Source organism: Streptomyces venezuelae (assembly GCF_008642335.1).
Taxonomy (GTDB): domain Bacteria; phylum Actinomycetota; class Actinomycetes; order Streptomycetales; family Streptomycetaceae; genus Streptomyces; species Streptomyces venezuelae_F.
In genome coordinates this window covers 2,837,881-2,858,340 of sequence record NZ_CP029191.1, presented here as the reverse complement: position 1 = coordinate 2,858,340, position 20,460 = coordinate 2,837,881, and the positions used below count along the sequence as shown (strand labels likewise).

Annotated in this window: 17 protein-coding genes, 1 tRNA gene and 1 pseudogene; 7 read left to right on the top strand and 12 right to left on the bottom strand. The window is 73.3% G+C overall.

Annotation, left to right across the window (positions count from 1 at the left end; all coding sequences use genetic code 11):
• Positions 1–25: 25 nt before the first annotated feature.
• The gene (locus DEJ49_RS12720; protein WP_150184246.1) at positions 26–1,858 is read right to left on the bottom strand and encodes a putative bifunctional diguanylate cyclase/phosphodiesterase; all 1,833 of its coding nucleotides are present in this window, start codon (positions 1,856–1,858) and stop codon (positions 26–28) included.
• Between the two features lie 327 nt (positions 1,859–2,185).
• On the opposite strand from DEJ49_RS12720, the gene DEJ49_RS12715 reads away from it, so the two are divergent.
• Positions 2,186–3,466, top strand: a complete 1,281-nt coding sequence (locus tag DEJ49_RS12715) for a M6 family metalloprotease domain-containing protein (RefSeq protein ID WP_150184245.1) — start codon at positions 2,186–2,188, stop codon at positions 3,464–3,466.
• A 59-nt stretch (positions 3,467–3,525) separates the two neighbouring features.
• On the opposite strand, the gene DEJ49_RS12710 is transcribed toward DEJ49_RS12715, so the two are convergent.
• The 7 genes from DEJ49_RS12710 to DEJ49_RS12680 all read right to left on the bottom strand — a co-directional run bounded on the left by DEJ49_RS12710 (position 3,526) and on the right by DEJ49_RS12680 (position 10,140).
• Positions 3,526–3,599 (bottom strand) — tRNA-Lys (locus DEJ49_RS12710).
• Complete coding sequence (locus DEJ49_RS12705) at positions 3,590–4,240, bottom strand: bifunctional DNA primase/polymerase (RefSeq protein ID WP_150184244.1); 651 nt, start codon at positions 4,238–4,240, stop codon at positions 3,590–3,592. The genes DEJ49_RS12710 and DEJ49_RS12705 overlap by 10 nt, the downstream gene beginning before the upstream one ends.
• 146 nt (positions 4,241–4,386) lie before the next feature.
• Positions 4,387–4,737, bottom strand: a complete 351-nt coding sequence (locus DEJ49_RS12700) for a hypothetical protein (RefSeq protein WP_150184243.1) — start codon at positions 4,735–4,737, stop codon at positions 4,387–4,389.
• A 328-nt stretch (positions 4,738–5,065) separates the two neighbouring features.
• Positions 5,066–6,430 carry an AAA domain-containing protein gene (locus DEJ49_RS12695; protein WP_150184242.1) on the bottom strand — a complete coding sequence of 455 codons (1,365 nt, stop codon included), beginning with the start codon at positions 6,428–6,430 and terminating at the stop codon, positions 5,066–5,068.
• Positions 6,430–8,046 (bottom strand): hypothetical protein, encoded by a 1,617-nt coding sequence (locus DEJ49_RS12690; protein ID WP_150184241.1) that lies wholly within the window; start codon positions 8,044–8,046, stop codon positions 6,430–6,432. The genes DEJ49_RS12695 and DEJ49_RS12690 overlap by 1 nt, the downstream gene beginning before the upstream one ends.
• Entirely contained in the window at positions 8,037–9,236 is a 1,200-nt protein-coding gene (locus tag DEJ49_RS12685; protein WP_150184240.1) for a hypothetical protein, read from the bottom strand. The genes DEJ49_RS12690 and DEJ49_RS12685 overlap by 10 nt, the downstream gene beginning before the upstream one ends.
• Positions 9,166–10,140 (bottom strand): phosphatase PAP2 family protein, encoded by a 975-nt coding sequence (locus DEJ49_RS12680; RefSeq protein ID WP_150184239.1) that lies wholly within the window; start codon positions 10,138–10,140, stop codon positions 9,166–9,168. Before DEJ49_RS12680 ends, DEJ49_RS12685 begins: the two co-directional genes overlap by 71 nt.
• A gap of 256 nt (positions 10,141–10,396) precedes the next feature.
• Between DEJ49_RS12680 and DEJ49_RS12675 the strand changes: the two genes are divergently transcribed.
• On the top strand, positions 10,397–10,990 hold the full coding sequence (locus tag DEJ49_RS12675; protein ID WP_150184238.1) for a histidine phosphatase family protein: 594 nt from the start codon (positions 10,397–10,399) through the stop codon (positions 10,988–10,990).
• A 5-nt stretch (positions 10,991–10,995) separates the two neighbouring features.
• On the opposite strand, the gene DEJ49_RS12670 is transcribed toward DEJ49_RS12675, so the two are convergent.
• The gene (locus DEJ49_RS12670) at positions 10,996–12,381 is read right to left on the bottom strand and encodes a tetratricopeptide repeat protein (protein WP_150184237.1); all 1,386 of its coding nucleotides are present in this window, start codon (positions 12,379–12,381) and stop codon (positions 10,996–10,998) included.
• Between the two features lie 294 nt (positions 12,382–12,675).
• On the opposite strand from DEJ49_RS12670, the gene DEJ49_RS12665 reads away from it, so the two are divergent.
• Both DEJ49_RS12665 and DEJ49_RS12660 read left to right on the top strand, forming a co-directional pair.
• Positions 12,676–13,161 (top strand): hypothetical protein, encoded by a 486-nt coding sequence (locus DEJ49_RS12665; protein WP_150188187.1) that lies wholly within the window; start codon positions 12,676–12,678, stop codon positions 13,159–13,161.
• Between the two features lie 85 nt (positions 13,162–13,246).
• Positions 13,247–14,107: a spermidine synthase gene (locus tag DEJ49_RS12660; RefSeq protein ID WP_150184236.1), complete on the top strand. Its 861-nt coding sequence runs from the start codon at positions 13,247–13,249 to the stop codon at positions 14,105–14,107.
• A gap of 10 nt (positions 14,108–14,117) precedes the next feature.
• Here the strand turns inward: DEJ49_RS12660 and DEJ49_RS12655 are convergent, their stop codons facing one another.
• Positions 14,118–14,663, bottom strand: a complete 546-nt coding sequence (locus DEJ49_RS12655; RefSeq protein WP_150184235.1) for a hypothetical protein — start codon at positions 14,661–14,663, stop codon at positions 14,118–14,120.
• 88 nt (positions 14,664–14,751) lie between these two features.
• Here DEJ49_RS12655 and DEJ49_RS12650 point away from each other — a divergent pair, with 88 nt between their 5' ends.
• Positions 14,752–15,456 carry a response regulator transcription factor gene (locus DEJ49_RS12650; protein WP_150184234.1) on the top strand — a complete coding sequence of 235 codons (705 nt, stop codon included), beginning with the start codon at positions 14,752–14,754 and terminating at the stop codon, positions 15,454–15,456.
• Positions 15,453–16,841 (top strand): sensor histidine kinase, encoded by a 1,389-nt coding sequence (locus tag DEJ49_RS12645; protein WP_150184233.1) that lies wholly within the window; start codon positions 15,453–15,455, stop codon positions 16,839–16,841. Before DEJ49_RS12650 ends, DEJ49_RS12645 begins: the two co-directional genes overlap by 4 nt.
• A 21-nt stretch (positions 16,842–16,862) precedes the next feature.
• On the opposite strand, the gene DEJ49_RS12640 is transcribed toward DEJ49_RS12645, so the two are convergent.
• A complete protein-coding gene (locus DEJ49_RS12640; protein ID WP_150184232.1) occupies positions 16,863–17,348 on the bottom strand; it encodes a CAP domain-containing protein in 486 nt (161 codons plus the stop codon).
• A 503-nt stretch (positions 17,349–17,851) separates the two neighbouring features.
• Here DEJ49_RS12640 and DEJ49_RS12630 point away from each other — a divergent pair.
• A pseudogene (locus tag DEJ49_RS12630) lies at positions 17,852–18,835 on the top strand (chitinase); the annotation flags it as partial.
• Here DEJ49_RS12630 and DEJ49_RS12625 read toward each other — a convergent pair.
• Positions 18,795–20,444, bottom strand: coding sequence for a bifunctional aspartate transaminase/aspartate 4-decarboxylase (locus DEJ49_RS12625; protein WP_150184229.1), 1,650 nt, complete (start codon positions 20,442–20,444; stop codon positions 18,795–18,797). The pseudogene DEJ49_RS12630 and the gene DEJ49_RS12625 sit on opposite strands and share 41 nt — an antisense overlap.
• Between the last annotated feature and the right edge of the window lie 16 nt (positions 20,445–20,460).

The window sequence follows — 20,460 nt, the reverse complement described above, 5'->3', positions numbered from 1 at the left end:
CGCAGCTCAGGCGCCTCCTCCGCGGTCAGGCCGCCCCCTCCAGGAGGAGGGAGATACGATCCGGCGCGACCGGGCGGGAGTAGAGCCAGCCCTGGCCCGTGTCGCAGCCGATGCGGCGCAGCCGGGTCGCCTGGGCGGCCGTCTCGACGCACTCGGCCGTCACCGTGAGGCCGAGCCGGTGGGCGAGCTGGACCATCGCCTCGACGATGACCTCGTCGGCGTGGTTGGTGCGCTCCTCGCCCTCCTCGTACTGGAACCCCCGTACGAAGGAACCGTCCAGCTTGAGGACGGAGACGGGGAGGCGGCTGAGGTAGGCGAGGTTCGAGTAGCCGGTGCCGAAGTCGTCGATGGCGATCCGCACGCCCATGTCGCTGAGTGCCTGCAGCGCCTGGAGCGGGCGGCCCGCCGAGCCCATCACGGCCGACTCGGTGAGCTCCAGCTGCAGGAGGCTGGCCGGGAGGCCGGTCTCGGCGAGGATCTCCGCGACGTCCGCGACCAGGTCCGAGTCCCAGACCTGGCGCACCGCCACATTGACGCTGACGAACACCGGTTCCCGCTCGGGGTGCTCCAACTGCCAGCGGCGGGCCTGGAGGCAGGAGCTCCGCAGCACCCAGCGGCCCAGCTGCACGATCGAACCGTCCTCCTCGGCCAGTCCGATGAACCGATTCGGCGTCAGGAGACCGAACTGCGGGTGCTGCCACCGGACGAGCGCCTCGACGCCGTGCAGTCCCTCGTCGTCGAGCCCCACCAGCGGCTGGTACTCCAGGACGAACTCGCCGCGTTCGACCGCGGGCCGCAGTGAGCTGGACAGGGCCTGCCGGGTCATCCGGTGGGCGTTGCGCTCGGGGTCGAACAGCGTCCAGCGGGCCTTGCCGTCGGTCTTCGCCCAGTACAGCGTCGTGTCGGCGGCCTGCATCAGGCCCGTCGTCGTGGTGCCCGCGGCGCGCCGCTCCACGACACCGATGGACGCGGAGACGGAGAGCCGCTGCCCGGACAGGTCGAACGGTTCCTGCACCGCCTTCAGCGTCGTCTCGGCGAGCTCGGCCAGCTGGTCCGTGCCGGTCGAGTCCTCGACGAGCAGCGCGAACTCGTCGCCGCCGAGCCGCGCGACCAGCGGCGCCGACGCCCTGCCGTACCCGGCCCGGTCCGCGCAGCGCGTGAGCCGCTCGGCGACGGCGGCGAGCAGCCGGTCGCCGACCCGGTGGCCGAGGGTGTCGTTGACCGCCTTGAACCCGTCGAGGTCGAGGTAGCAGAGTCCGATACGGCCGGTGCTCGTGTCGTCGTACGTCCCCGCCTCCAGCGCCGTCGCGAGGCGCTCGAAGAACAGGTTCCGGTTGGGCAGCCGCGTCACCGGGTCGTGCATCTGCACGTGGCGCAGTCGCGCCTGCAGTTCGCGGCGCGCGCTGATGTCGGACGCCGCGAGCAGGACGGCTCCGCCCGTGCCCCGGTCGGCGGGCTCCGGCATCGGCGAGACCGTGATCTGCACCCACAGGGAGTGCCCGTCGGGGTGCTTCAGGCGCCGCGTGCAGCGCAGTTTGGCCTGCCGGCCGCGCAGCACCTCGCGGTACGCGTGCCAGGTGCGGGCGTCGGACGCCAGGTCGATCAGGTCGGCGGCGACGCTCCCGGTGAGCGCGCCGGGGGCCGCGCCGAACAGGGCGGCCAGTGCGTCGTTGGCGCTGATGACGAGGCCCTCGGCGTCGACGACCGCGAGGGCCAGGGGCGCGGCCGCGAAGGCGCCGCGGTAGTCGGACGCGTCGCGGGGGTCGGGCGCGTCGGTCCGGCGACGCTCCGTGACGTCGGTACGGGTTCGGTCGGGCGCTGTGACCGTGGAGGCGGGCCCTTCGGACGTTCCGTTCACCGCTTGCTCCCGCAGTGCAGTTGTGGCCGAACAGGTCTCGTCGGGCGGCGGGCAGGTGGCGGGCGGCAGTGGGGGGACCGGGCCCGCGCAGGAAAGTGTGCCGATCATAGAGGCTGGCCAGAGGCCCGTTCCAGCCGTATCACCGGTCCGGGCGGAGCGCACCGCCCGCGGCAGATCGTTTCTGCTCGGCCCTGAACTGGTTCCGTTGCGACCCGACCGCTTGTGACGTTCCGTGAGCGGTCGGGGTGTCGCGCCCTTGTCCCGTCCTCACTCGGAAGGGCCAGACAAACAGGGCGAACTTCAACAGACCATCACAAGGTGGGTGGGGTGTCCCGCATTCCGCACCCGGAGGTCGACGTGCCGCGTCAGCTCCCCCCTTGGGGACTCACCCGTGGAGGGGAGAACTCCCGCCTGCGCAGCACCGCCGCCCTCCTCACCTCGCTGACCGCCCTGGCCGCCACGTCCCTGGTCGCGGGACCCGCGATCGCCGAGCCCACGGCGGGACCGTGCGCCCTGCGCCGCACCACCGCACACCACTCCGAGGGCCTCGACACCTGGAACACCGCCTACCCGCGCCCGGCCAGGACCCTGAACGCGGTGCTGGTGTTCCTCTCCTTCCCCGACTCCCCGCCGCGGACGACCCCCGACGAACTGACCGCCGACCACTTCCCCGCCACCAGCGACTTCTTCGAGCGCGCCTCGTACGGCAGGTTCGCGCTGCGCCCCCACCCGCACCGCCAGTGGGTCGAGATGCCGCACGACTCCCTCTCGTACGCCATACGGCGCGACTGGAACCCCAAGCGCCGCGCCGCCTACCTGCGCGAAGCGGTCGCCGCGGCCGATCCGCACGTGGACTTCTCGCGCTACGACGTCGTGTACTTCGTCGCCGACCCGGACGCGCCCGGCGTCGACTCGGACGCCACGAAGGTGGTCAACTTCGACCGGCCGATGCGGGCCGACGGCACGGACATCCGGCGCATCGTCACCGTCTTCGAGCGGCATCCGCCGGACCGCAACGTCCTGGCCCACGAGACGGGCCACGTCTTCGACCTGCCCGACCTCTACCACCGTCCCACCGACGGCAAGGGCGACTGGGACACCCACGTCGGCGACTGGGACGTCATGGGCAGCCAGTTCGGGCTCGCCCCCGATCTCTTCGGCTGGCACAAGTGGAAGCTGGGCTGGCTGGAGCCGCGGCAGGTGCGGTGCGTGGGCGCGGGGACGGAGCGGCTCACCCTGGAGCCGCTGGCCGCCCCCCTCGCGCCGGGGGCCCTCGGCGGCACCCGGCTCGCCGTGGTCCGCACGGGCCGGGACACCGTGCTCGCCCTGGAGGCCCGTGGCTCCGTGGGCAACGACCGTGCGACGTGCACGGAGGGCGTCCTCGTCTACGAGGTGCGGAACGGGACGGCGTCGGGCGGCGGCCCCGTCGAGGTCGTCGACGCCCACCCGGAGACCGAGGCCTGCTGGGGCGACTCGGTCTACCCGCAGCTGGCGGACGCGCCGGTGCGGGCGGGGGAGAGCTTCACGGTGCCGGACCACGACGTGCGGGTGGAGGTGGCGGGGCGGACGGCATCGGGGGCGTGGACGGTGCAGGTGACGACGGGCTGAGGGTGGTCCCCGTATACGCAAGAAGCCCCTCGCTTCCGCGAGGGGCTTCTCACCGTCTGTGCGCCGCCAGGGACTCGAACCCCGGACCCGCTGATTAAGAGTCAGCTGCTCTAACCAACTGAGCTAGCGGCGCCTGCTGACGTCGTAGACCTTAGCACTCTGATCGCCGCCAGGAAAAATCGATATGCGCACGGCGGACGATGCCGCGGAGCGGGCCGCGCGGACGCAGGCCCAGAGGACGACCTCGGGCCCCGGGAGCCAGGGGTGCCGGGTGCCGGGGGCGACGAGCCACCGGGATTCCAGCCTGCCGCCGGGTCCGGGGGCGGCGAGCGGCGGCACGGTCACCGCGTCGCCCGTGCCGTGACAGAGCACCGGAGGAGCCTCCGCGCCCCCGCCCCACTCCTCCCACTCCAGCAGGGCGGGCAGGCGCTGTGCGGTGCCGGGGGCGGCGAAGAGCAGGACGCGGCCTCGGTGCGCGGCGACGGGGCCCGATCCCGGCCCCTCCTCCCATAACCGGTCGAGCATCCGCCGCCCGAAGACGGCGGGGACGCTGACCACGTCGAAGACGGTGCCGCAGGGGAGGACGGCCGGGGCGTCGGGTCGGCTGCGCCAGTGGGTGAGTGCGCTGCGCGGATACGTTTCCGCGGAGGCGAGCCAGGCGGCGCCCTCGACGGTGACGTCGTCGCAGGAGTCGTGGGCGGGCCCGGTGGGGGACGGGGCGCCGTTGGCGCGGGACGGGACGGTGTGGAGGGACGTACTGCATGTACTGCTCATGGCAGGTACGTTTACCGGTAGTGAGGGTTCCATTTCCGGGGGTTACCGGAAACGGGGACGTCGGGGGTCAAGGTGGGGTACCTTGCCCCTCGGCATATGCCAGATGCCCCCTCCGCTTATGGAGTCCTGAAGCGGCCCACGAGGCGCTACGGGTGCTCGGCGCCGCCCCGCAGCAGACCCCGGCCGAACTCGACCATCTTCTTCGCGTAGTCCTCGGTCCACTCCGCGCGCTCCGCGATCAGTGCGGGGGTGAGCCGGTCGAAGCGGCGTGGGTCGGCGAGCTGGGCGGCCGCGATGGCCTGGAACTCGACGGACCGGTCCGTGGCGGCGCGGAACGCGTGTGTCAGCTCGGTGGCGCGGTCGAGCAGCTCTCGCGGGTCCTCTATCGACTCCAGGTCGAAGAAGTGCTCCGGGTCGGCGCCGGCCTCCGCGGGTTCGAAGAGCAGGGGCGCGGGGCGCATGCGCTGTTCGGTCCGGGGCCGCTCGGGCTCCGCCATATCTGTTCCTCCTCGTACGTCGGCCGTCTCCCATTGTCCCTTGCCGCACAAGGGGGCGACGGGGGCTCTCCGTGGATGCGTCCGCGGCTGGTACGTGGCGGCGCCCCGTCAGGGGCGCGGGGAACTGCGCGCTCAGCCCGCGAAGAGCCGCGGCCGCGTCTGCGGGGGTCTCGGCAGATGCGTCCGCGGCTGGTACGTGGCTGGTCGCGCAGTTCCCCGCGCCCCTAAAGACTCTTGTGGGCCCGCGCCGCTATGGGGGTGCCGGGGGCGCCCCTTCAGGGGCGCGGGGAACTGCGCGCTCAGCCGCCTACCAGCCGCAGACGGAGTCCTACGCAGGCCGCCAGGCCACCCGGTGTTCCGCCAGGCGGGACAGGACCGCGTGGTTCGCTTCCCAGCCGTCGGGGAATTTCACCGTGACGCCCAGTTGGACCGGTTCCGTCGACGGGTGGTCGTCCAGGAGGGTCGTGACGCCCGCGCGGCAGACCACGATGCACGCGTGCCGGTGCCGGGACGTCAGGACGCAGAGGCGGCCCGTCTCCAGGTGGAACGCCGTCGCGTCGGGGCGGCCCGAGAGCGGGTGGAGGACGACTGTGACGTCGTACTCGCGGCCCTGCAAACGGTTCGCCGTGTCCACGGTGACGTCCAGGACCCCCAGGTCCGCCAACGCCGCGCGGACCGCCGCCGCCTGGTCCCGGTGGGCCGTGCCGACCGCGATCCGGTCCGCGGTGAGAGGGGTGGGGTCGGGGTCGCGCTCCGACGTCGCCGCCCCGCCGCGGTCCAGGAGGCGGCGGACGACCTGGGCCAGCGCCCGTACCGCCTCCGGATCCGTGCGCGGCGTGTTGCGCGCCGGGAGTTCGAGCAGGCCCCAGCCGGACTCCGCCGCCTCGTCGATCACCCGGTCGGGGCCCGAACCGTCCGACGCGACCGCGAAGCCCAGCGAGCGGTCCCCCGGACCCGTGCCGCTGCGGAACGGCGTGTACGGGTAGAACGCGTCGGAGACCAGCGGCGCCGCCGACGCAGGCAGCCGCCAGGACACCGGCAGGCGGTGCTGCGGCAGGTCGGGGTTGTGGGCGAGGAGCGTCGCCACCGCCGAGGCCGACGGATCGTACGAGAGCCCCGCCCATTGCTCCGCGCCGACGATCGAGAACGGGTCCAACTGCCCCGGGTCGCCCACGAACAGCGCCCGTTCGAACAGCCCTGCCACGGCGAGCAGCGCGTCCGACCGCATCTGGTACGCCTCGTCGACGATCGCGTGCCCCCACGGCCCGTCGAGCTGGTCGACCTTGACGTGCGCCCACTTCGCGGCCGTGGAGATGACGACGTCCAGACCGGCGAGGTCACCCGCCTTCGTCGACGTGCGGACGTTCGCGAGGGCGTCGAGCGCCTTGTCGTAGGGGTCGGGGTCGCTGCTGTGCAGGCGGCCCACCGGCAGCTCGGGGTCCTTCTCGGCGAGCCGCAGGACGAGGTCGTCGACCTGCGCGTTCGTCTGCGCGATGACCATCAGCGGGTGGCCCGCCGCGGCCAGCTCACGGGCCGCGCGGACGACGAGCGTCGACTTGCCCGCGCCGGGCGGCGAGTCGACCACGACGCCGCGGTGCGTGCCGTGCAGCGTGTCGTGGAGGATCGCCTCCGTGGCGCGCGCGGCCTCGGCGCCGGGGTCGAAGGAGGCGCCCGCGGGCGGGGCGAGCGGCATCACAGGGTGTCCTCCGCGGTCACGGGGTCGGGGCTCTCCGCGGCGGCCGACGGCGGCCCGCCGTGCGTCCACGGCGTCTCCTCCGGATCGGGCAGCTTCGGGCCGCCGCGCTGCTCGTGCTCGAAGAGCGTCCAGCAGATCCGGTCGCCCTTGCCGGGCACGGACCCCGGCTCGGGCTCCTTGCCGCGGCCCATCTTGTCGGTGATCCGCAGCACGACGGTGTCCTTGCCGCTGCCGCTGCCGCTGTCCTCGCTCTCGCCGTCGTACGCCACGAACTCCGCTGTCTGCGGCTTCCCGCCCAGCGCGCGGTACACCTTCGTGCGCTCGCCGAGGTGCGGGCGGTCGTCCGTGCGGACGGTGACGAGCGGGCGCGGCCGCGGGCTCTTCGCCTCGCTGTACGCCATGACGACCTCCGTCACCTCGCCGACGAAGGCCTCTCCCGCGAGGCGGCGGCCCGCCATCACCAGGGGGTCGTCCAGGGCCTCCTGGGCGTCGAGACGGGCCTGCTCGCGCTCGCGCGTGGCCAGCTTGTTGGCCGCGGTGACCGCGTCGTCGACGCGCGGCTGCGGGGGCTCGCCGGCCGTGATGCGGTCGCGGTGGGCGGTGAACGACCAGCGGTCGCGGGTCCACCGGTCCGCGGCGTGCGGCGCCTCGGGGAGCGTGCACAGGGCGTCGAGGCCGCGCCACACCGCGTCCCAGGTGGGGCGGGTCCTGCTCTCGATCAGGGCGTGGATCTCCCGCTCGGCGGCGGTCAGGCGCGCCAGCCGCTCGTCGGCCTCGACGCCGTCCTCGGCGGCCGCGAGGGCGCTGCGCGCGCGGTCGTACCGCTCCATGGCGGGGGCCAGCAGGTCGTTGTCGAACGCCGGGTCCGTGGCCGGGCCCGCGGGCGGGCACAGGAGCTGCCCGGCCGCGTCGCGGGCCAGCTCGGCGCGGAGCGCGGCCTCGGCGCCGGACGTGCCCTCGGGCGCCTCGATCCAGGCGAGCAGGGCGCCCAGGTGCTGGTCCTCCAGACTGGACTGGCCCGTCGCCCAGTGCCGGGACAGCAGCTCGGTCATGGCGGTGAGCAGGCAAGACCCGGGAACGCGGGCGCGCTCGCCGAAGTGCGTCAGCCAGCGGCCGAGGAGGGGGACGCGGGGCGGCGCGGGATACGGCGCCTCGGGGTCCTGCTCCGCGGTGCGGCGGAAACGCGTGGAGCGGCCGAGGAGCCGGACGAAGTCGATGCCCGCGCGGCTCGGCACGATCAGTTGCGGGGCGTCCGCGCACAGCTCGACCTCGACCTTGACGCGCTTGCCCGTCTCCGGGTCGGTCTCGTTGCGCTCGGCGGCCTCGACGTCCTCGCCGTACGCCTCCACGTACGGCAGGACGATCTCGGCGAGCTGCGCGAGGAACGCGAAGCGCAGGTCGCGGTCGCGGGGCTGGGGCACGACGAGGAGCCGCGGGGAGGTCCGCTCCGTCCCGACGAGCGCGCCGAGCGGCGCGCCCGCCTCACCGGCGGTGGTGAGGGGGACGAGCACCAGGGGGCGCTGCGAGATGTGCCGGTGCCGCACGGTCGCGCGCGGTTGGGCGCGGCCGGTGGTGACCGCCTCCAGCCGGGCGAGGTTGTCGATCAGCGACACGGTTGCCCCTCTTCCGCCAGTGCGTCGTGCAGGGTCGCCCCACTGCCCGGGGAGCCGACGCCCGCGAGCGCCTCACGCCGCAGCCCCGCCGCTCTGCGCAGCGTGGCCACCGCCGGGTCGTCCGGGTCGCCCGTCTCGCCGCGGGCGGCCGCCAGGACGTCGCCGATGGACGTCAGCCCGCCGAGCTCGCCGCGGATCGCGCGGCCCAGGGACGTCACCTCGCCCTCCTGGCGGGCCCGCGCCCGGCAGTGGAAGGCCAGCTCGCAGGCGGCCAGGCATTCGGGGGCGTACGTCGCGGGAACCGACTCGACCGCCGCCGACAGCTCCGCCGCGGGGCGCCGCACGTCGAACGTGGTGCCCTCCGGGAGCTCCGCCGCGATGTCCTCGACGCGGGTGAGGCGGGCCAGCTGGCGGCGGGTCACCGACAGCTGCTTGCGGACGTCGACCGCGGACGCGGTCGGCAGGTTGGAGAAGTCCTTCGGGCAGACGAGGAGCACGTGGTTGCGGACCGGGGGCGTCGGGTCCATGCGCGCGGCGACCTGCTCAAGGGCCAGTGCGTACACCGCGGACTGGCGTGCCGCCCCGCCGACCTTCGCCGCGTCCGCCGAGCCGTCGATCATCGGGAAGGACTTGATCTCGACGACGGTCCAGCCGCCGTCCGGATGGACCACCACCGCGTCCGGCTCCAGGAACGCGGGCGTGCCCGCGACGTCCAGCGCCAGCATCGGGTGGTCCAGGAGCGTCCAGCCGCCCGACCCGGTGGCTTCCCGGAGCGCGAGCGCGGTCCGCGCGGCACGCCCCTCGGGGCCCGCCGCCGACAGGTCGGGCACGGCGGCCTCGCCCGGCACGGGTTCGGGACCGCCGCCCAGCGTGCCGTGCGTCAGGCGCAGCAGCTCGGCGCCGCCGTCGGCCTTGACCTTCGCCTCGAAGGCGTTGCCTCGCATGAACGCGAACTGGGACTGCCCGAAGCCGGAGGGGGAGCCAAGGGACTCCGCGAGCGCCGTCTTGTCCACGCCCGCGCCGTCGAGCAGCGCGCGGCGTCTGCACCCAGGGTTGGCCGCGAGGGCGGCCAGCGCCCGGGCGTCCAGGGGACGCGGGGGCAGGTCGGCGCCGCGCAACTCAGTGAGCTGGTGCCGGAGCGCCGTCCCCCGAGACGTCGGCCGGTCGTCCTGCCTCGGCTGGGCGGGCACTCGACTCGGCGCCCTGGGGGGCACTCTGCTTGCGCTGTCGGGGAATTCGCTCACCTGTCGAAGTCTGGCATCCGGCACCGACAATCGAGGACTCTGTGGCGGATGAGGTCTCGGGACTGCGCAGGAAACGCGCCCGCAGGCGGTCCATCACGGGCTCGGTGAGCCGCTGCACGGGCCGCACGAGGAGCAGGCCGACACCCATCACGGCGGCGCCCGCGAGCGCGTCGAAGAAGTAGTGGTTCGCGGTGCCCATGACCACGATCGTGGTGATCAGCGGGTAGCCGACGGCGGCCACCTTGGTGAGCGGGGCACGCCCGCACCGCCACAGCATCACACCGCACCACAGCGCCCACCCGACGTGCAGGCTCGGCATCGCCGCGTACTGGTTGGTCATCCCGCCGAGCCCGCGCGGCGCGCTCGCCTCGCCGCCCCACCAGCCGAAGTCGCTGTACTGCGCCATGGTGTCGACGAAGCCGTACCCCTTGCTCAGGAGCCGGGGCGGACAGGTCGGCAGGAGCGTGAAGCCGATCAGGCCGATCATGGTGGAGATCATCAGCCACGCGCGTGCGGCCCGGTAGCGGACCGCGTGGCTGCGGAACAGCCAGACGAGCACGGCGGGCGTGACGAGGTAGTGCAGCGAGGCGTACCAGAAGTCCGCGGGGACACCGATCCAGGCGTTGGCGGTGAACAGGCGGTTCAGCGGGCTCTCGGCGTTGAGACGCAGGAACTGCTCGGCCTTGAGGATCCCCACGCCGTGGTCGATCGCGCCGGCGACGTCGCCCCGCACGATCAGCCGGCCGGCGGAGTACGCGGCGTACACCAGCACGATCAGCGGCAGCTCGGTCCACCAGCGGAGCCGGTGCCCGGTTATGCCCGTGGTGCCCGGCACGTCGGTCTTCGGCATCCGGTGGGTCCCCCATCGTCTCTGTTCATGCGGCGTATACCGCGGCCTCACTTTACGGCGCACGCCAGGGTGGTCGAGGCATCCCCCGGTCGTCTTAGACGCAGAGATCGGTGACCGGGTTGCCAGGCGGGGCCGGTGCGCTGTCACGGGTGGGTGATGATGGAGGGGGCCAGTCGCCCCCTGTCCCGAAAAAGCATCAAAAGTGTCACCGGCGTTCGTGTCCGGAACGGCATGTGTACGACTTGGAGAGATCCCCATGGCACCCCGCATCCTGCTGGCCCGGCACGGACAGACGGAGTGGTCGCTGTCCGGGAAGCACACCGGCAGGACCGACATCCCCCTCCTCGAAGAGGGCCGGCGCGGCGCGAAGCTCCTCGGTGAGCGGCTGCACCGCGCGCCCTACGACGGCCTCCCGGATGTCGAGGTGCGCACGAGTCCGCTGTCCCGCGCGCGGGAGACCTGCGAGATCGCGGGCTTCGGCGACCGTGCCACCACCTGGGACGCGCTCATGGAGTTCGACTACGGCGCGTACGACGGGATGACCCCAGCCGACATCCAGGCGGTCCGCCCCGGCTGGTTCATCTGGCGCGACGGCGTGCCCGAGGGCGAGACGCTGGCGGAGGTCGCCGCGCGCGCGGACGAGGTCGTGGAGTGGGCCAGGAGCGCCGACCGCGACGTGCTGGTCTTCGCGCACGGGCACATCCTGCGGGTCATCGGCGCGCGCTGGCTCGGCCTGGGCATCGAGTTCGCCGCCCGTATCCGCCTCAACCCGACGTCCCTCTCGGTCCTGGGCTGGGCTTACGGAGAGCCCGCCATCGAGGCGTGGAACGAGACGGGCCACCTCGCGTAGCGGGGTCATCCCGTGCGCGGCAGGGCCGCGTGCTTCTCCAGGAACTCGCCCACCCCGGTGGCGCTGCGGTGCGGCAGGAGCAGCCGTGCCGTCGTGGCGAGCATCGAGTGGATGCGTGAGGACTGCACCTCGCCGAGGAGCGCGAGGACCCGCAGCCCCGCGTCGGCCGCCTCGTCGGGGCGGCCCGAGCGGGCCAGGTCGTCGGCGAGCTCCGCGGTGTAGAGCGCGATGTTCCGGGCGAACTGCGGGGTCTGCGCGGCCGCCACGGACGCGGCGAGCCGGGCGTGTCCCGTGGCCCGCCCCCAGTCGCCGAGCGCCGACCAGCACTGCGCCTCCAGGCCGGCCAGCTCGGCCGGGCCGAAGAAGCTCATCCACTCCGGATCGTCGTCCCCGGCGCCCCGGTCGAAGAGGGCGTGGGCGCGGGACAGCGCCTGCTCGCAGCCCGCGCGGTCGCCGAGCCCCGCCCAGCCGCCCGCCTCGCGCAGCGCGATGAGGGAGCTGAGCCGGTGCGAGCCGAGGTGCCGGGCGGCGCGGGTGGCCGCCTGCGCCGCCCGCACCGCCTCCCTCGGGCGCCCGGCGTCGCGCGCCAGGAACGCCGTGTTGCAGAAGGCGTGCGCCTCCAGGGCGGCGTCGCCGTAGACGCGGGCGGTCGCCAGGGCCTCGGCGTAGTGCGAGCGGGCGTCGTCGAAGCGGCCCGAGTCGTGCGCCAGCCAGCCGACGGAGATCGCCAGCTCACCGGCGCCCGCGTGCAGCCGGTCCGAAGTGGACCGGCGGACCGTGGTCCCCGCGTCGAGCAGGGCGTAGGCGGCGCGCAGGGGGGCGGCGGCGCGGCGGTAGAGCCCGTCGGCGCCGTGCCGGTCGTCGAGCAGCCTGATCCTGCGCACGGCCTCCTCGATCGCGTGGACCTCCGTGTCGCCGATCCGTCTGCCGTGCGGGGCGGCCGCTTCCGCGGGGTCGCCGAGTGCGAGGCCGATGGGCCCCAGGGCCGCGGCCACGGTGGCCGTCGAGCCGGTCATGAACGCGCGACGCCGCACGTCGCTCTCCTCGTGTGTCTGGACCGCGTACGGGGTCTGCTGGGCCTCCGGCTCGGTTCGCTCGCGCGCCCCCCTGCCGCGCACCAGCGCGCGGGGGGCGAACCCGAGGTCCGCGAGGGTCCGGCCGGGGAACATGTGCAGGAACACGCGTTCGTAGGCGTAGTTGGGGCAGCGGATCTCGCCCGCCTCCACACGCCCCACGTAGCGCGCGTCGCAGCTGACCCGCTCGCCGATCTCGCGGGCGGCCCGCCGGACCGCCGCGGCGAACTCGCCGGGCGAGCGCTGTCCGCGGAGCTGCCGGAAGGCAAGGTTCGGTCGTTTGGACCGAGTTGACGATGTCATCGGTGACGACGGCATGGCCGGACCCTCTCGTGCGGATCGTGCCGGACCGTACGCGCTCGCGCACTGGCACGCCGCGCCCGCGCACGGGATCTCGCGGGCCTGCCCCTGTTCCGGCGGAGCACGAACGTACCCGCTGTGACGGGTACGCCACGCAGGGTTTGGCTACAAAACGGATATCTCACCCGCGATCCGCCATGAACTGCCATCCTTTGCGGCGGCGCGCCGCAGTGCCTGTTGACGTCTCGCCGCGTTGAACCATGACGAGCGGGAGCAGGGCGGCTGCCGCACGGGCGAGGAGGGGTTTCCTTGTTGGAGATCGGCACGGAGAACAACGACTCCCACACCACGGCGCGGCACTGGCCCACGCCGGAGGGCAGCGCCCCGCCGCCCGGCGCGGAGCCCTGCGACGACGAGTGCTGCGACCTGGTCACCGTCCCGGCCAGACAGGGCCTCGAAGCGGTCGACATCCTGCGCCGTGGCGCGGCCGACACGATCGGGCCCGTCCTGCACGACGGGGGCTGCGACACCCTCGGCTTCCTCGTGCCGCCCGGCACCGCCGACGGCTGGGACCTGCCGGGCAGCGCGTGTACGCAGACGTTCGGGCGCGGCATGAGTGTGTACGCGGACCCGGAGCCGGGACCCGCGGGCCCCGTCGTCCCCGACCCGCCGGTCGCGGGCACGGGCTGGCTGCTCCCCCCGGACGGCGAGACCGACCCGGTGACCGACCCGGACGCCCTGCGGGAAGCGCTCGGCCGGGCGGCCCGCACGATCGAAGCCGCGGACAACTGCCGCTGACCCCCGCCGCCCCGCTCAGCACCGGCCCGTCCCCCCTCCCGCCCCACGGCGGGCCCCGCCGCCCCCCTGCGCCGATAATGGGCTGATGGCGAGGAACAAGCGGGGCCGGGAGGCGCGGGAAGCCGTTGTCGAGGAAGTCGACGGGGGGCTCGCCGAGCTCATACCGGATCGGGACAGGCCCCGCGCCTGGACGCTGCTCGTCGACGGTGCGCCGCAGTCGCACGTCGACCTCGACGAACCCGCGTACCTCGACTTCGAGTACCAGCGCAGGATCGGGCACATCGCCGACCTCGTCGCCCCGCCCGGCAAGCCCGTCCACGCCCTGCACCTCGGCGGCGGCGCCCTCACCCTCGCCCGCTACGTCGCCGCGACCCGCCCCCGCTCCACCCAGCAGGTCGTCGAGCGCGACACCGCCCTGGTCCAGCTCGTCCGTCGCGAGTTGCCCCTGGACCCCCAGGCGCGCGTCCGCGTGCGCGGCACCGACGCCCGCGAAGGCCTCGCCAAAGTCGCGGACGGATGGGCGGACCTCGTCATCGCCGACGTCTTCAGCGGGGCCCGTACCCCCGCCCACCTCACCAGCACCGAATTCCTCGCCGACGTCCGCAGGGCCCTGAAACCCGGCGGGTACTACGTCGCCAACCTCGCCGACGGGCCCCCGCTCGCGCACCTGCGCGGCCAGCTCGCCACCGCCGCCGCGCTCTTCCCCGAACTCGCCCTCGCCGCCGACCCCGCCGTGCTCCGCGGCAAGCGCTTCGGCAACGCCGTGCTGCTCGCCTCCGACCGTCCGCTGCCCGTCGCCGAACTGACCCGGCGCTGCGCCGGCGACCCCCACCCCGGCCGCGTCGAACACGGCCGGGGACTCCTCGACTTCAGCGGGGGAGCCGCGGCCGTCACCGACGCCGCCGCCGTCGCCTCACCCGCCCCGCCCCCGTCGGTCTTCCGGTGACCGAGAGGCCTCAGTACTTGTCGATCTCCACCCGCGGCGCCGTGTCGTGCCACGTGCAGAACACCGACACCCTCGCCGCGCCGCCCGTGAACTCCACGCGGATCCACTTGTCCTGCTTCCATGTCTGCACCGACCAGCCCGTCGCCGGGGTCGCCGAGACCAGCGTCGCCGCGTCCTTGCCGAGGTCGAACACGACCCGGCCGCCCGGGGTGCTGTAGCCCTTCACCGTGCCGGTGGCGGTACCCGGCTTCGTGGGGTCCGGCCGGGTCGGCCGCTCGGAGTGCGTGCCGGATGCCGTAGGGGCCTTCGACGGTTTCGGCGGGGGGTTCGACTTCTTGGGCCCGGTCGACGGCGAGGACTCCGCGCTGCGGTGCGTCGAGGAGGCGAGCGGCTCCGCCTCGTCCCGGTCGCCGCCGTCGTCCGCGGCCAGCGGCAGGGCGCGCGGCGGGTCGTACGCCGTGCCCGCCATCACCGTGTGGACGCCCCACCAGGAGAGCGTGACCGCCGCGCCCGTGGCGAGCGACCAGGCGATTCCGTGTACGAGTCCTCTGTGCATCGCGGGCCATACTGCACGACCCGGTACGGTCCTGTCCCGCGGGGCACCGGCCCGAGCGCGTTCCGCCGTATGGCGTACGGTGCCGCCCATGGCAAGTGTGCTCGTCGTCGAGGATGACCAGTTCGTACGCTCCGCTCTCATCCGGCATCTGACCGAGGCGGCGCACACCGTGCGCAGCGTCGGCACCGCCCTGGAGGCGCTGCGGGAGGTCGCCCATTTCGGTTTCGACGTGGTGATCCTGGATCTCGGGCTGCCCGACCTCGACGGGTCGGAGGCGCTGAAGATGCTCCGCGGCATCACGGACGTCCCCGTGATCATCGCGACCGCGCGGGACGACGAGGCGGAGATCGTCCGGCTCCTCAACGACGGCGCCGACGACTACCTCACCAAGCCGTTCTCCGTGGAGCACCTGTCCGCCCGCATGGCCGCCGTGCTGCGCCGCGCGCGCACCACGGCGGGTGAGGTGCCGCCGAGGAACGTCCTCCAGGTCGGCGGGCTCTCCATCGACCCGCTGCGGCGCCAGGCCGAGCTGGACGGCGTGCGGCTCGACCTGACCCGGCGCGAGTTCGACCTGCTCGCCTTCCTCGCCGGGCGGCCCGGCGTCGTCGTACCCCGCAAGGAACTGCTCGCCGAGGTCTGGCAGCAGAGCTACGGCGACGACCAGACCATCGACGTACATCTGTCGTGGCTGCGCAGGAAACTGGGCGAAACGGCCGCCCGCCCGCGCTATCTGCACACGCTGCGCGGCGTCGGCGTGAAGCTGGAGCCGCCGGTGCCGGAGCCACAGCCGTGAGATGGGCCCTGGTCAAGGTCTGCCTGGCCGTCACCACGATGGTCGTGGTGGCCTTCGCGGTGCCGCTCGGGCTCGTCGTCAAGGAGATGGCGAGGGACCGGGCCATCTCGAACGCGGAACGCCACGGCGCGGGCATGGGCCCCACGCTCTCCATCACCACCGACCGCGAGGAGCTCACCCGGGCCGTCGCCTCGTCGGAGGCGGGCGGCGACGGACGGATGGCCGTGTACGTGCCGGCCGTCGGGGACGCCGAGGCGTTCGAGGTCGGCGACCCGCGGGCCGGGGCGCGCGCGGTCGAGGCCACCCGCAAGGAGGGCCGGGCCAGGACCACCGGGGTTCCCGGCGGCTTCGTCGTGCTCCAGCCGACCGCGCTCAGCTCCGGCACGGCCGTCGTGGAGATCTACGTCCCCGAGGCCGAGGTCAGCAACGGCGTGACCACGGCGTGGGTGGTCCTCGCGGGCGTCGGCATCGCCCTGATCATCGGCTCGGTGGCCGTCGCGGACCGGCTCGGCGTACGCATGGTGCAGCCCGCCAAACGTCTGGTGGGCGCCGCGCACGACCTCGGTGAGGGCAAGCTGGGGGCGCGCGTGCCGGAGGAGGGGCCCACCGAACTGCGCCTCGCCGCCGTCGCGTTCAACTCGATGGCCGACCAGGTCGTCCAACTCCTCGCCAACGAACGGGAGCTCGCCGCCGACCTCTCCCACCGCCTGCGGACCCCGCTCACCGTGCTCAGGCTCAACGCGGCCTCGCTCGGCGAGGGCCCGGCGGCGGAGCAGACCCGTACCGCCGTCGAGACGCTGGAGCGCGAGGTCGACACGATCATCCGCACCGCCCGCGACGCGAAACCGCAGACGGCGACGGCGGGCCCGGGCACGGGCTGCGACGCCGCCGAGGTCATCCGGGAGCGCATGGCGTTCTGGTCGGCGCTCGCCGAGGACGAGGGCCGCGAGGCCCGGGTCGCGGGCGTCGACCGTCCCGTCCGCATCCCCGTGGCCCGCCCCGACCTGGTCGCCGCCCTCGACGCGCTGCTCGGCAACGTCTTCCGGCACACCCCGGAGGGCACGGCGTTCTCGGTGGACGTCCACAACGGCGAGGACGCCGTGATCGTGCTCGTCTCCGACGCGGGCCCCGGCATCGCCGACCCCGAGGCCGCGCTCGCCCGGGGCTCGGGCTCCGGCGAGGACGGCTCCACGGGCCTCGGCCTCGACATCGTGCGCCGACTCGCCGAGTCCACGGGCGGCGACCTGCGCATCGGCAGCTCGGTCCTCGGCGGCACGGAGGTCCGCCTCTGGATACAGCTGGACGCCCGCCGCCCCGGCGAGGGCCGCCGAGGGCACCGGGGCCCCGCGGTACGCCGCCGCAAGCGCCCGGCCGGCACGGCCTGAGGCGGTGCCCGCCCGCGCCCCTCAGCGGCGTGCGGCCAGGTCCAGCGTCCACCACGGGCCGCCGGGACCACGCGCCACGCCGACGCCCGCGTCGGTGTAGCGGCAGGTGAGGACGACGGTCCGGTGGGACGGGCTGCGCAGCCACATCCGTACGGCGGCGCGTGCCGTGTCCGGTCCCGACCCGATGACCTCGCCGGTCGGACCGGCCCGGAATCCGGCGGCCCGCATGCGTCCCGGCGGGCGGCTGCCGTCGGAGCCGGTGTGGCTGAGGCGCTTGTGGCGCGACATGTCGGTGCTGTGCCGCTGAGCGGCCCGGCTCAGGGAGACCCGCAGCCGCACGGGCCGGCAGCCGGCTCCGGCCCGCCGCCGGTTGACCTCTTGGATCAGGTCGGCCGGGCGGGGGCGCCACTGAGCGGGCGCGGCCCACGAGGGCGACGGACAGGCGGGCAGCGTCGTCGCGAGAAGAACGATTCCTGTGATCAGCGCTCTACGGTGCGTACGAGTCATGTCTCCAGGTTCTCCGGGATGGTCCCGGGCCGCCTGTCGTGCGCCGACGGCGTCGTCGGCGTTCCCTAGGGCCTGTGTCGAAAGTCCCGCCTGCCCGGCGACGCCCGGCACGCGCCCTCGCCGCGTTGTCGGGACACCCCGATACAACCAGTATCGGGGCGACCCTCCGCCTTGCGATCGCACGCACCGGACGCCGCCGGGCCCGCCCTCCGGGCGGACGACGGGACTTTCGACACAGGCCCTAGCCCTTAATCAGCCCCCATCCCTCCCTTAAGCGCACCCTAAGATCCTCAACTCGGCGCCCGGATAACCCTTTTGTCGTTTCCCGCGCAGCTAGCTTGATCGCACCCCCACCCCCGCACAGCTAAGGCAGGAACGCGATGAGCAGCACGCACCGGCGCACGGTGAGCACCCGGTCCAAGGTCATCGGCGGACTCGTCGCCGCGTCCCTCGTCGGAGGCGGCGCCTTCCTCTTCTCCGGCACGGCGCTGGCGACGAAGAGCCCGGCGAAGAAGCCCACCGAGGCCGCGGGCAGCACTGAAGCCCCCGCCCCCGCCACGTTCGCCCCCTTCGTCGACACCTCCCTCGCCCCCGCATACGACCTCCTCGGCACCGCCCAGAAGACCGGCGTGAAGGAGTTCAACCTCGCCTTCGTCACCTCCGGCGGCGGCTGCGAGCCGCTCTGGGGCGGCGCCACCGGCCTCGGTGACGACAAGGTCGCCGCGCAGATCGACGGCCTGCGCGCCGAGGGCGGCGACGTCCGCGTCTCCTTCGGCGGGGCCGCGGGCTCCGAGCTCGGCCTCAAGTGCGACAGCGCCGACGCCCTCGCCAAGGCCTACGGCAAGGTCGTCGACGCGTACGAACTGACCAAGGTCGACTTCGACATCGAGGGCGCCGCACTCCCCGACACCGCGGCCAACACCCGCCGCGCCCAGGCGATCGCGCGGCTGCAGAAGGAGCACCCGGGCCTGAACGTGTCGTTCACGCTGCCCGTGATGCCCGAAGGGCTGACCCGGCCCGGTGTCGACCTGCTCGCCGACGCGAAGAAGAACGGCGTGCGGGTCGACGCGGTGAACATCATGGCCATGGACTACGGGCCGTCCTACAGCGGCGACATGGGCGCATACGCCGTCCAGGCGGCGACCGCCACGCAGAAGCAGGTGAAGACGGCCCTCGGCCTCTCCGACAAGGCCGCCTGGCAGGCCGTCGCCGTCACCCCGATGATCGGCGTCAACGACGTGGCGACGGAGGTCTTCACGACCGACGACGCCGCCGAACTCGTGCAGTTCGCCCAGGAGAAGGACCTCGCCTGGCTGTCGATGTGGTCCTCGACCCGCGACAAGGCCTGCGAGGGCGGCGCCTCCGGCTCCGCGCAGCCGACGTGCTCGTCGGTCGAGCAGCAGCCGCTGGAGTTCACGAAGGCGTTCGCCGCGTACAAGTCCCGGACTACGCCTTCGACGCCTCCCACTCCGACGCGTAGTCGTTGAAGATCGACCGCAGGTGATGCCCGATCTTCAGGTAGTCGAGGTCGTCGAGGTTCGCGAGCGACACCCGCACCGACCATTCGGGTCCTTCGAAGCCGCCGCCGTTCAGGAGCACCACGTGCGTCTGCTCGGCGAGGCGGAACAGCGGGTCGACCGGCTCGTAGTTCTTCTCCAGGAAGTCGGCGAAGTCCTTGCCGTGGGTGCGTTCGGCCTCGGCGAGCAGATCGAGCTCGATGTAGTAGGCCGCCCGGTGCGGATCGTCCGAGATCTTCATCCCGGCGCCCTCCAGGAGCAGTTCGAGCCGCTGCCGCACGATCGCGCGGATGCGCAGCTTGTACGCCTGCCCCTCGTCGAGCATGTCGAAGAGGGAGAAGAGCACCATCATCGTCTGCTGGGGGAGGGACAGCCCCGAGGTGTGGTTCAGCGCCACCTGCCGGGAGTCCGCGACCAGACGGTCGATGAACCTGATCTTCTCCGGCTCCAGCGTCAGCGTGCCGTACCGCTTGGCGAGCCGGTCCTTCTCCGGCTGCGGCAGCGCCGCGATCAGCTCGTCGATGACGTTGTCGTCGTTCAGCCCGATCACGCCGAGCCGCCAGCCGGTGGCGCCGTAGTGCTTGGAGTACGAGTAGACGAGCAGCGTGTTGCGCGGCAGGTCGGCGGCGACGGACCGGAAGCCCTCGACGAACGTTCCGTACACGTCGTCCGTCACGATGAGCAGGTTCGGGTTCGACGTGGCGACGATCTGCTGGAGCTGGTCCGCGACCCGCCGACTCAGCGCCAGCGAGGGCGGGTTGGAGGGGTTGACCAGGCAGACCATCTTGATGTCGGGGTCGGCGAGCTTGGCGACCTCCTCCTCCGGGTAGCGCCACTCGCGCACGCCCGCCTCGGCGAACATGCTGGCCTCGACGTACGCCACGTCGAACTCGTACGTGTCGAGCTCGGGGATCTCGACGTACGGCGTGAACACCGGCACCATCAGGGCGATCTTGTCGCCCTTGTGCAGGACCCCGTTCTTCATGAGCGAGTCGAAGATGTAGCACATCGCGGCCGTGCCGCCCTCGGTGGCGAACAGGCTGAGGTTGCCCGGCGGGGGCTTGTGGTCGAACATCTCGTCGGCGATGTAGCCGCGCACGATCCGCTCGGCGTGGGTCAGCATCCGGTCGGGGACGGGGTAGTTGTCGCCGACCGAGCTGTCCGTCAGCTCGTGGACGAAGTCGTCCCGGTCGAAGCCGAACCGCTTGACGGCGTACTCGACGCACTTCTGGAGCAGCTCGATGCCGGGCAGGTCCGGGTGCTGCCGCACGAAGGTGTCGAAGCGGGCGCCCGATCCCCTCTTCTCCGGCATGCCGCCGAGGTCGTCGGCGGTCCACACCCTCCTCGACTCCGCGAGGGCGAAGTAGCCGAGCGCGTAGAACGCCTCGCGGGGGCCGGTGGCGATCCAGTTGGGGTTGCCGCGGCCCGCGTTGAGCATCTGGACGCTGGACGTCTCCTTCTGGCCCGGCTTGTCGGCCTGCACCGCCTGGGCGATCTGGATGAACTTGTCCTTCAGCTCGAAGGGGCTGAGCTGGGCGAAGGACTGGATTTCCGCGCGGGTGAAGGTGGTCTTGGGCACGACTCGTTCCTCCGGG

What these genes read in the sequence shown, in the direction of transcription:
- DEJ49_RS12675 (WP_150184238.1), top strand. Translation starts at nt 10,397, where the DNA reads ATGGCACCCCGCATCCTGCTGGCCCGGCACGGACAGACGGAGTGGTCG.
- DEJ49_RS12670 (WP_150184237.1), bottom strand. Translation starts at nt 12,381, where the DNA reads ATGCCGTCGTCACCGATGACATCGTCAACTCGGTCCAAACGACCGAAC.
- DEJ49_RS12705 (WP_150184244.1), bottom strand. Translation starts at nt 4,240, where the DNA reads ATGAGCAGTACATGCAGTACGTCCCTCCACACCGTCCCGTCCCGCGCC.
- DEJ49_RS12655 (WP_150184235.1), bottom strand. Translation starts at nt 14,663, where the DNA reads ATGCACAGAGGACTCGTACACGGAATCGCCTGGTCGCTCGCCACGGGC.
- DEJ49_RS12700 (WP_150184243.1), bottom strand. Translation starts at nt 4,737, where the DNA reads ATGGCGGAGCCCGAGCGGCCCCGGACCGAACAGCGCATGCGCCCCGCG.
- DEJ49_RS12650 (WP_150184234.1), top strand. Translation starts at nt 14,752, where the DNA reads ATGGCAAGTGTGCTCGTCGTCGAGGATGACCAGTTCGTACGCTCCGCT.
- DEJ49_RS12660 (WP_150184236.1), top strand. Translation starts at nt 13,247, where the DNA reads ATGGCGAGGAACAAGCGGGGCCGGGAGGCGCGGGAAGCCGTTGTCGAG.
- DEJ49_RS12695 (WP_150184242.1), bottom strand. Translation starts at nt 6,430, where the DNA reads ATGCCGCTCGCCCCGCCCGCGGGCGCCTCCTTCGACCCCGGCGCCGAG.
- DEJ49_RS12680 (WP_150184239.1), bottom strand. Translation starts at nt 10,140, where the DNA reads ATGCCGAAGACCGACGTGCCGGGCACCACGGGCATAACCGGGCACCGG.
- DEJ49_RS12640 (WP_150184232.1), bottom strand. Translation starts at nt 17,348, where the DNA reads ATGACTCGTACGCACCGTAGAGCGCTGATCACAGGAATCGTTCTTCTC.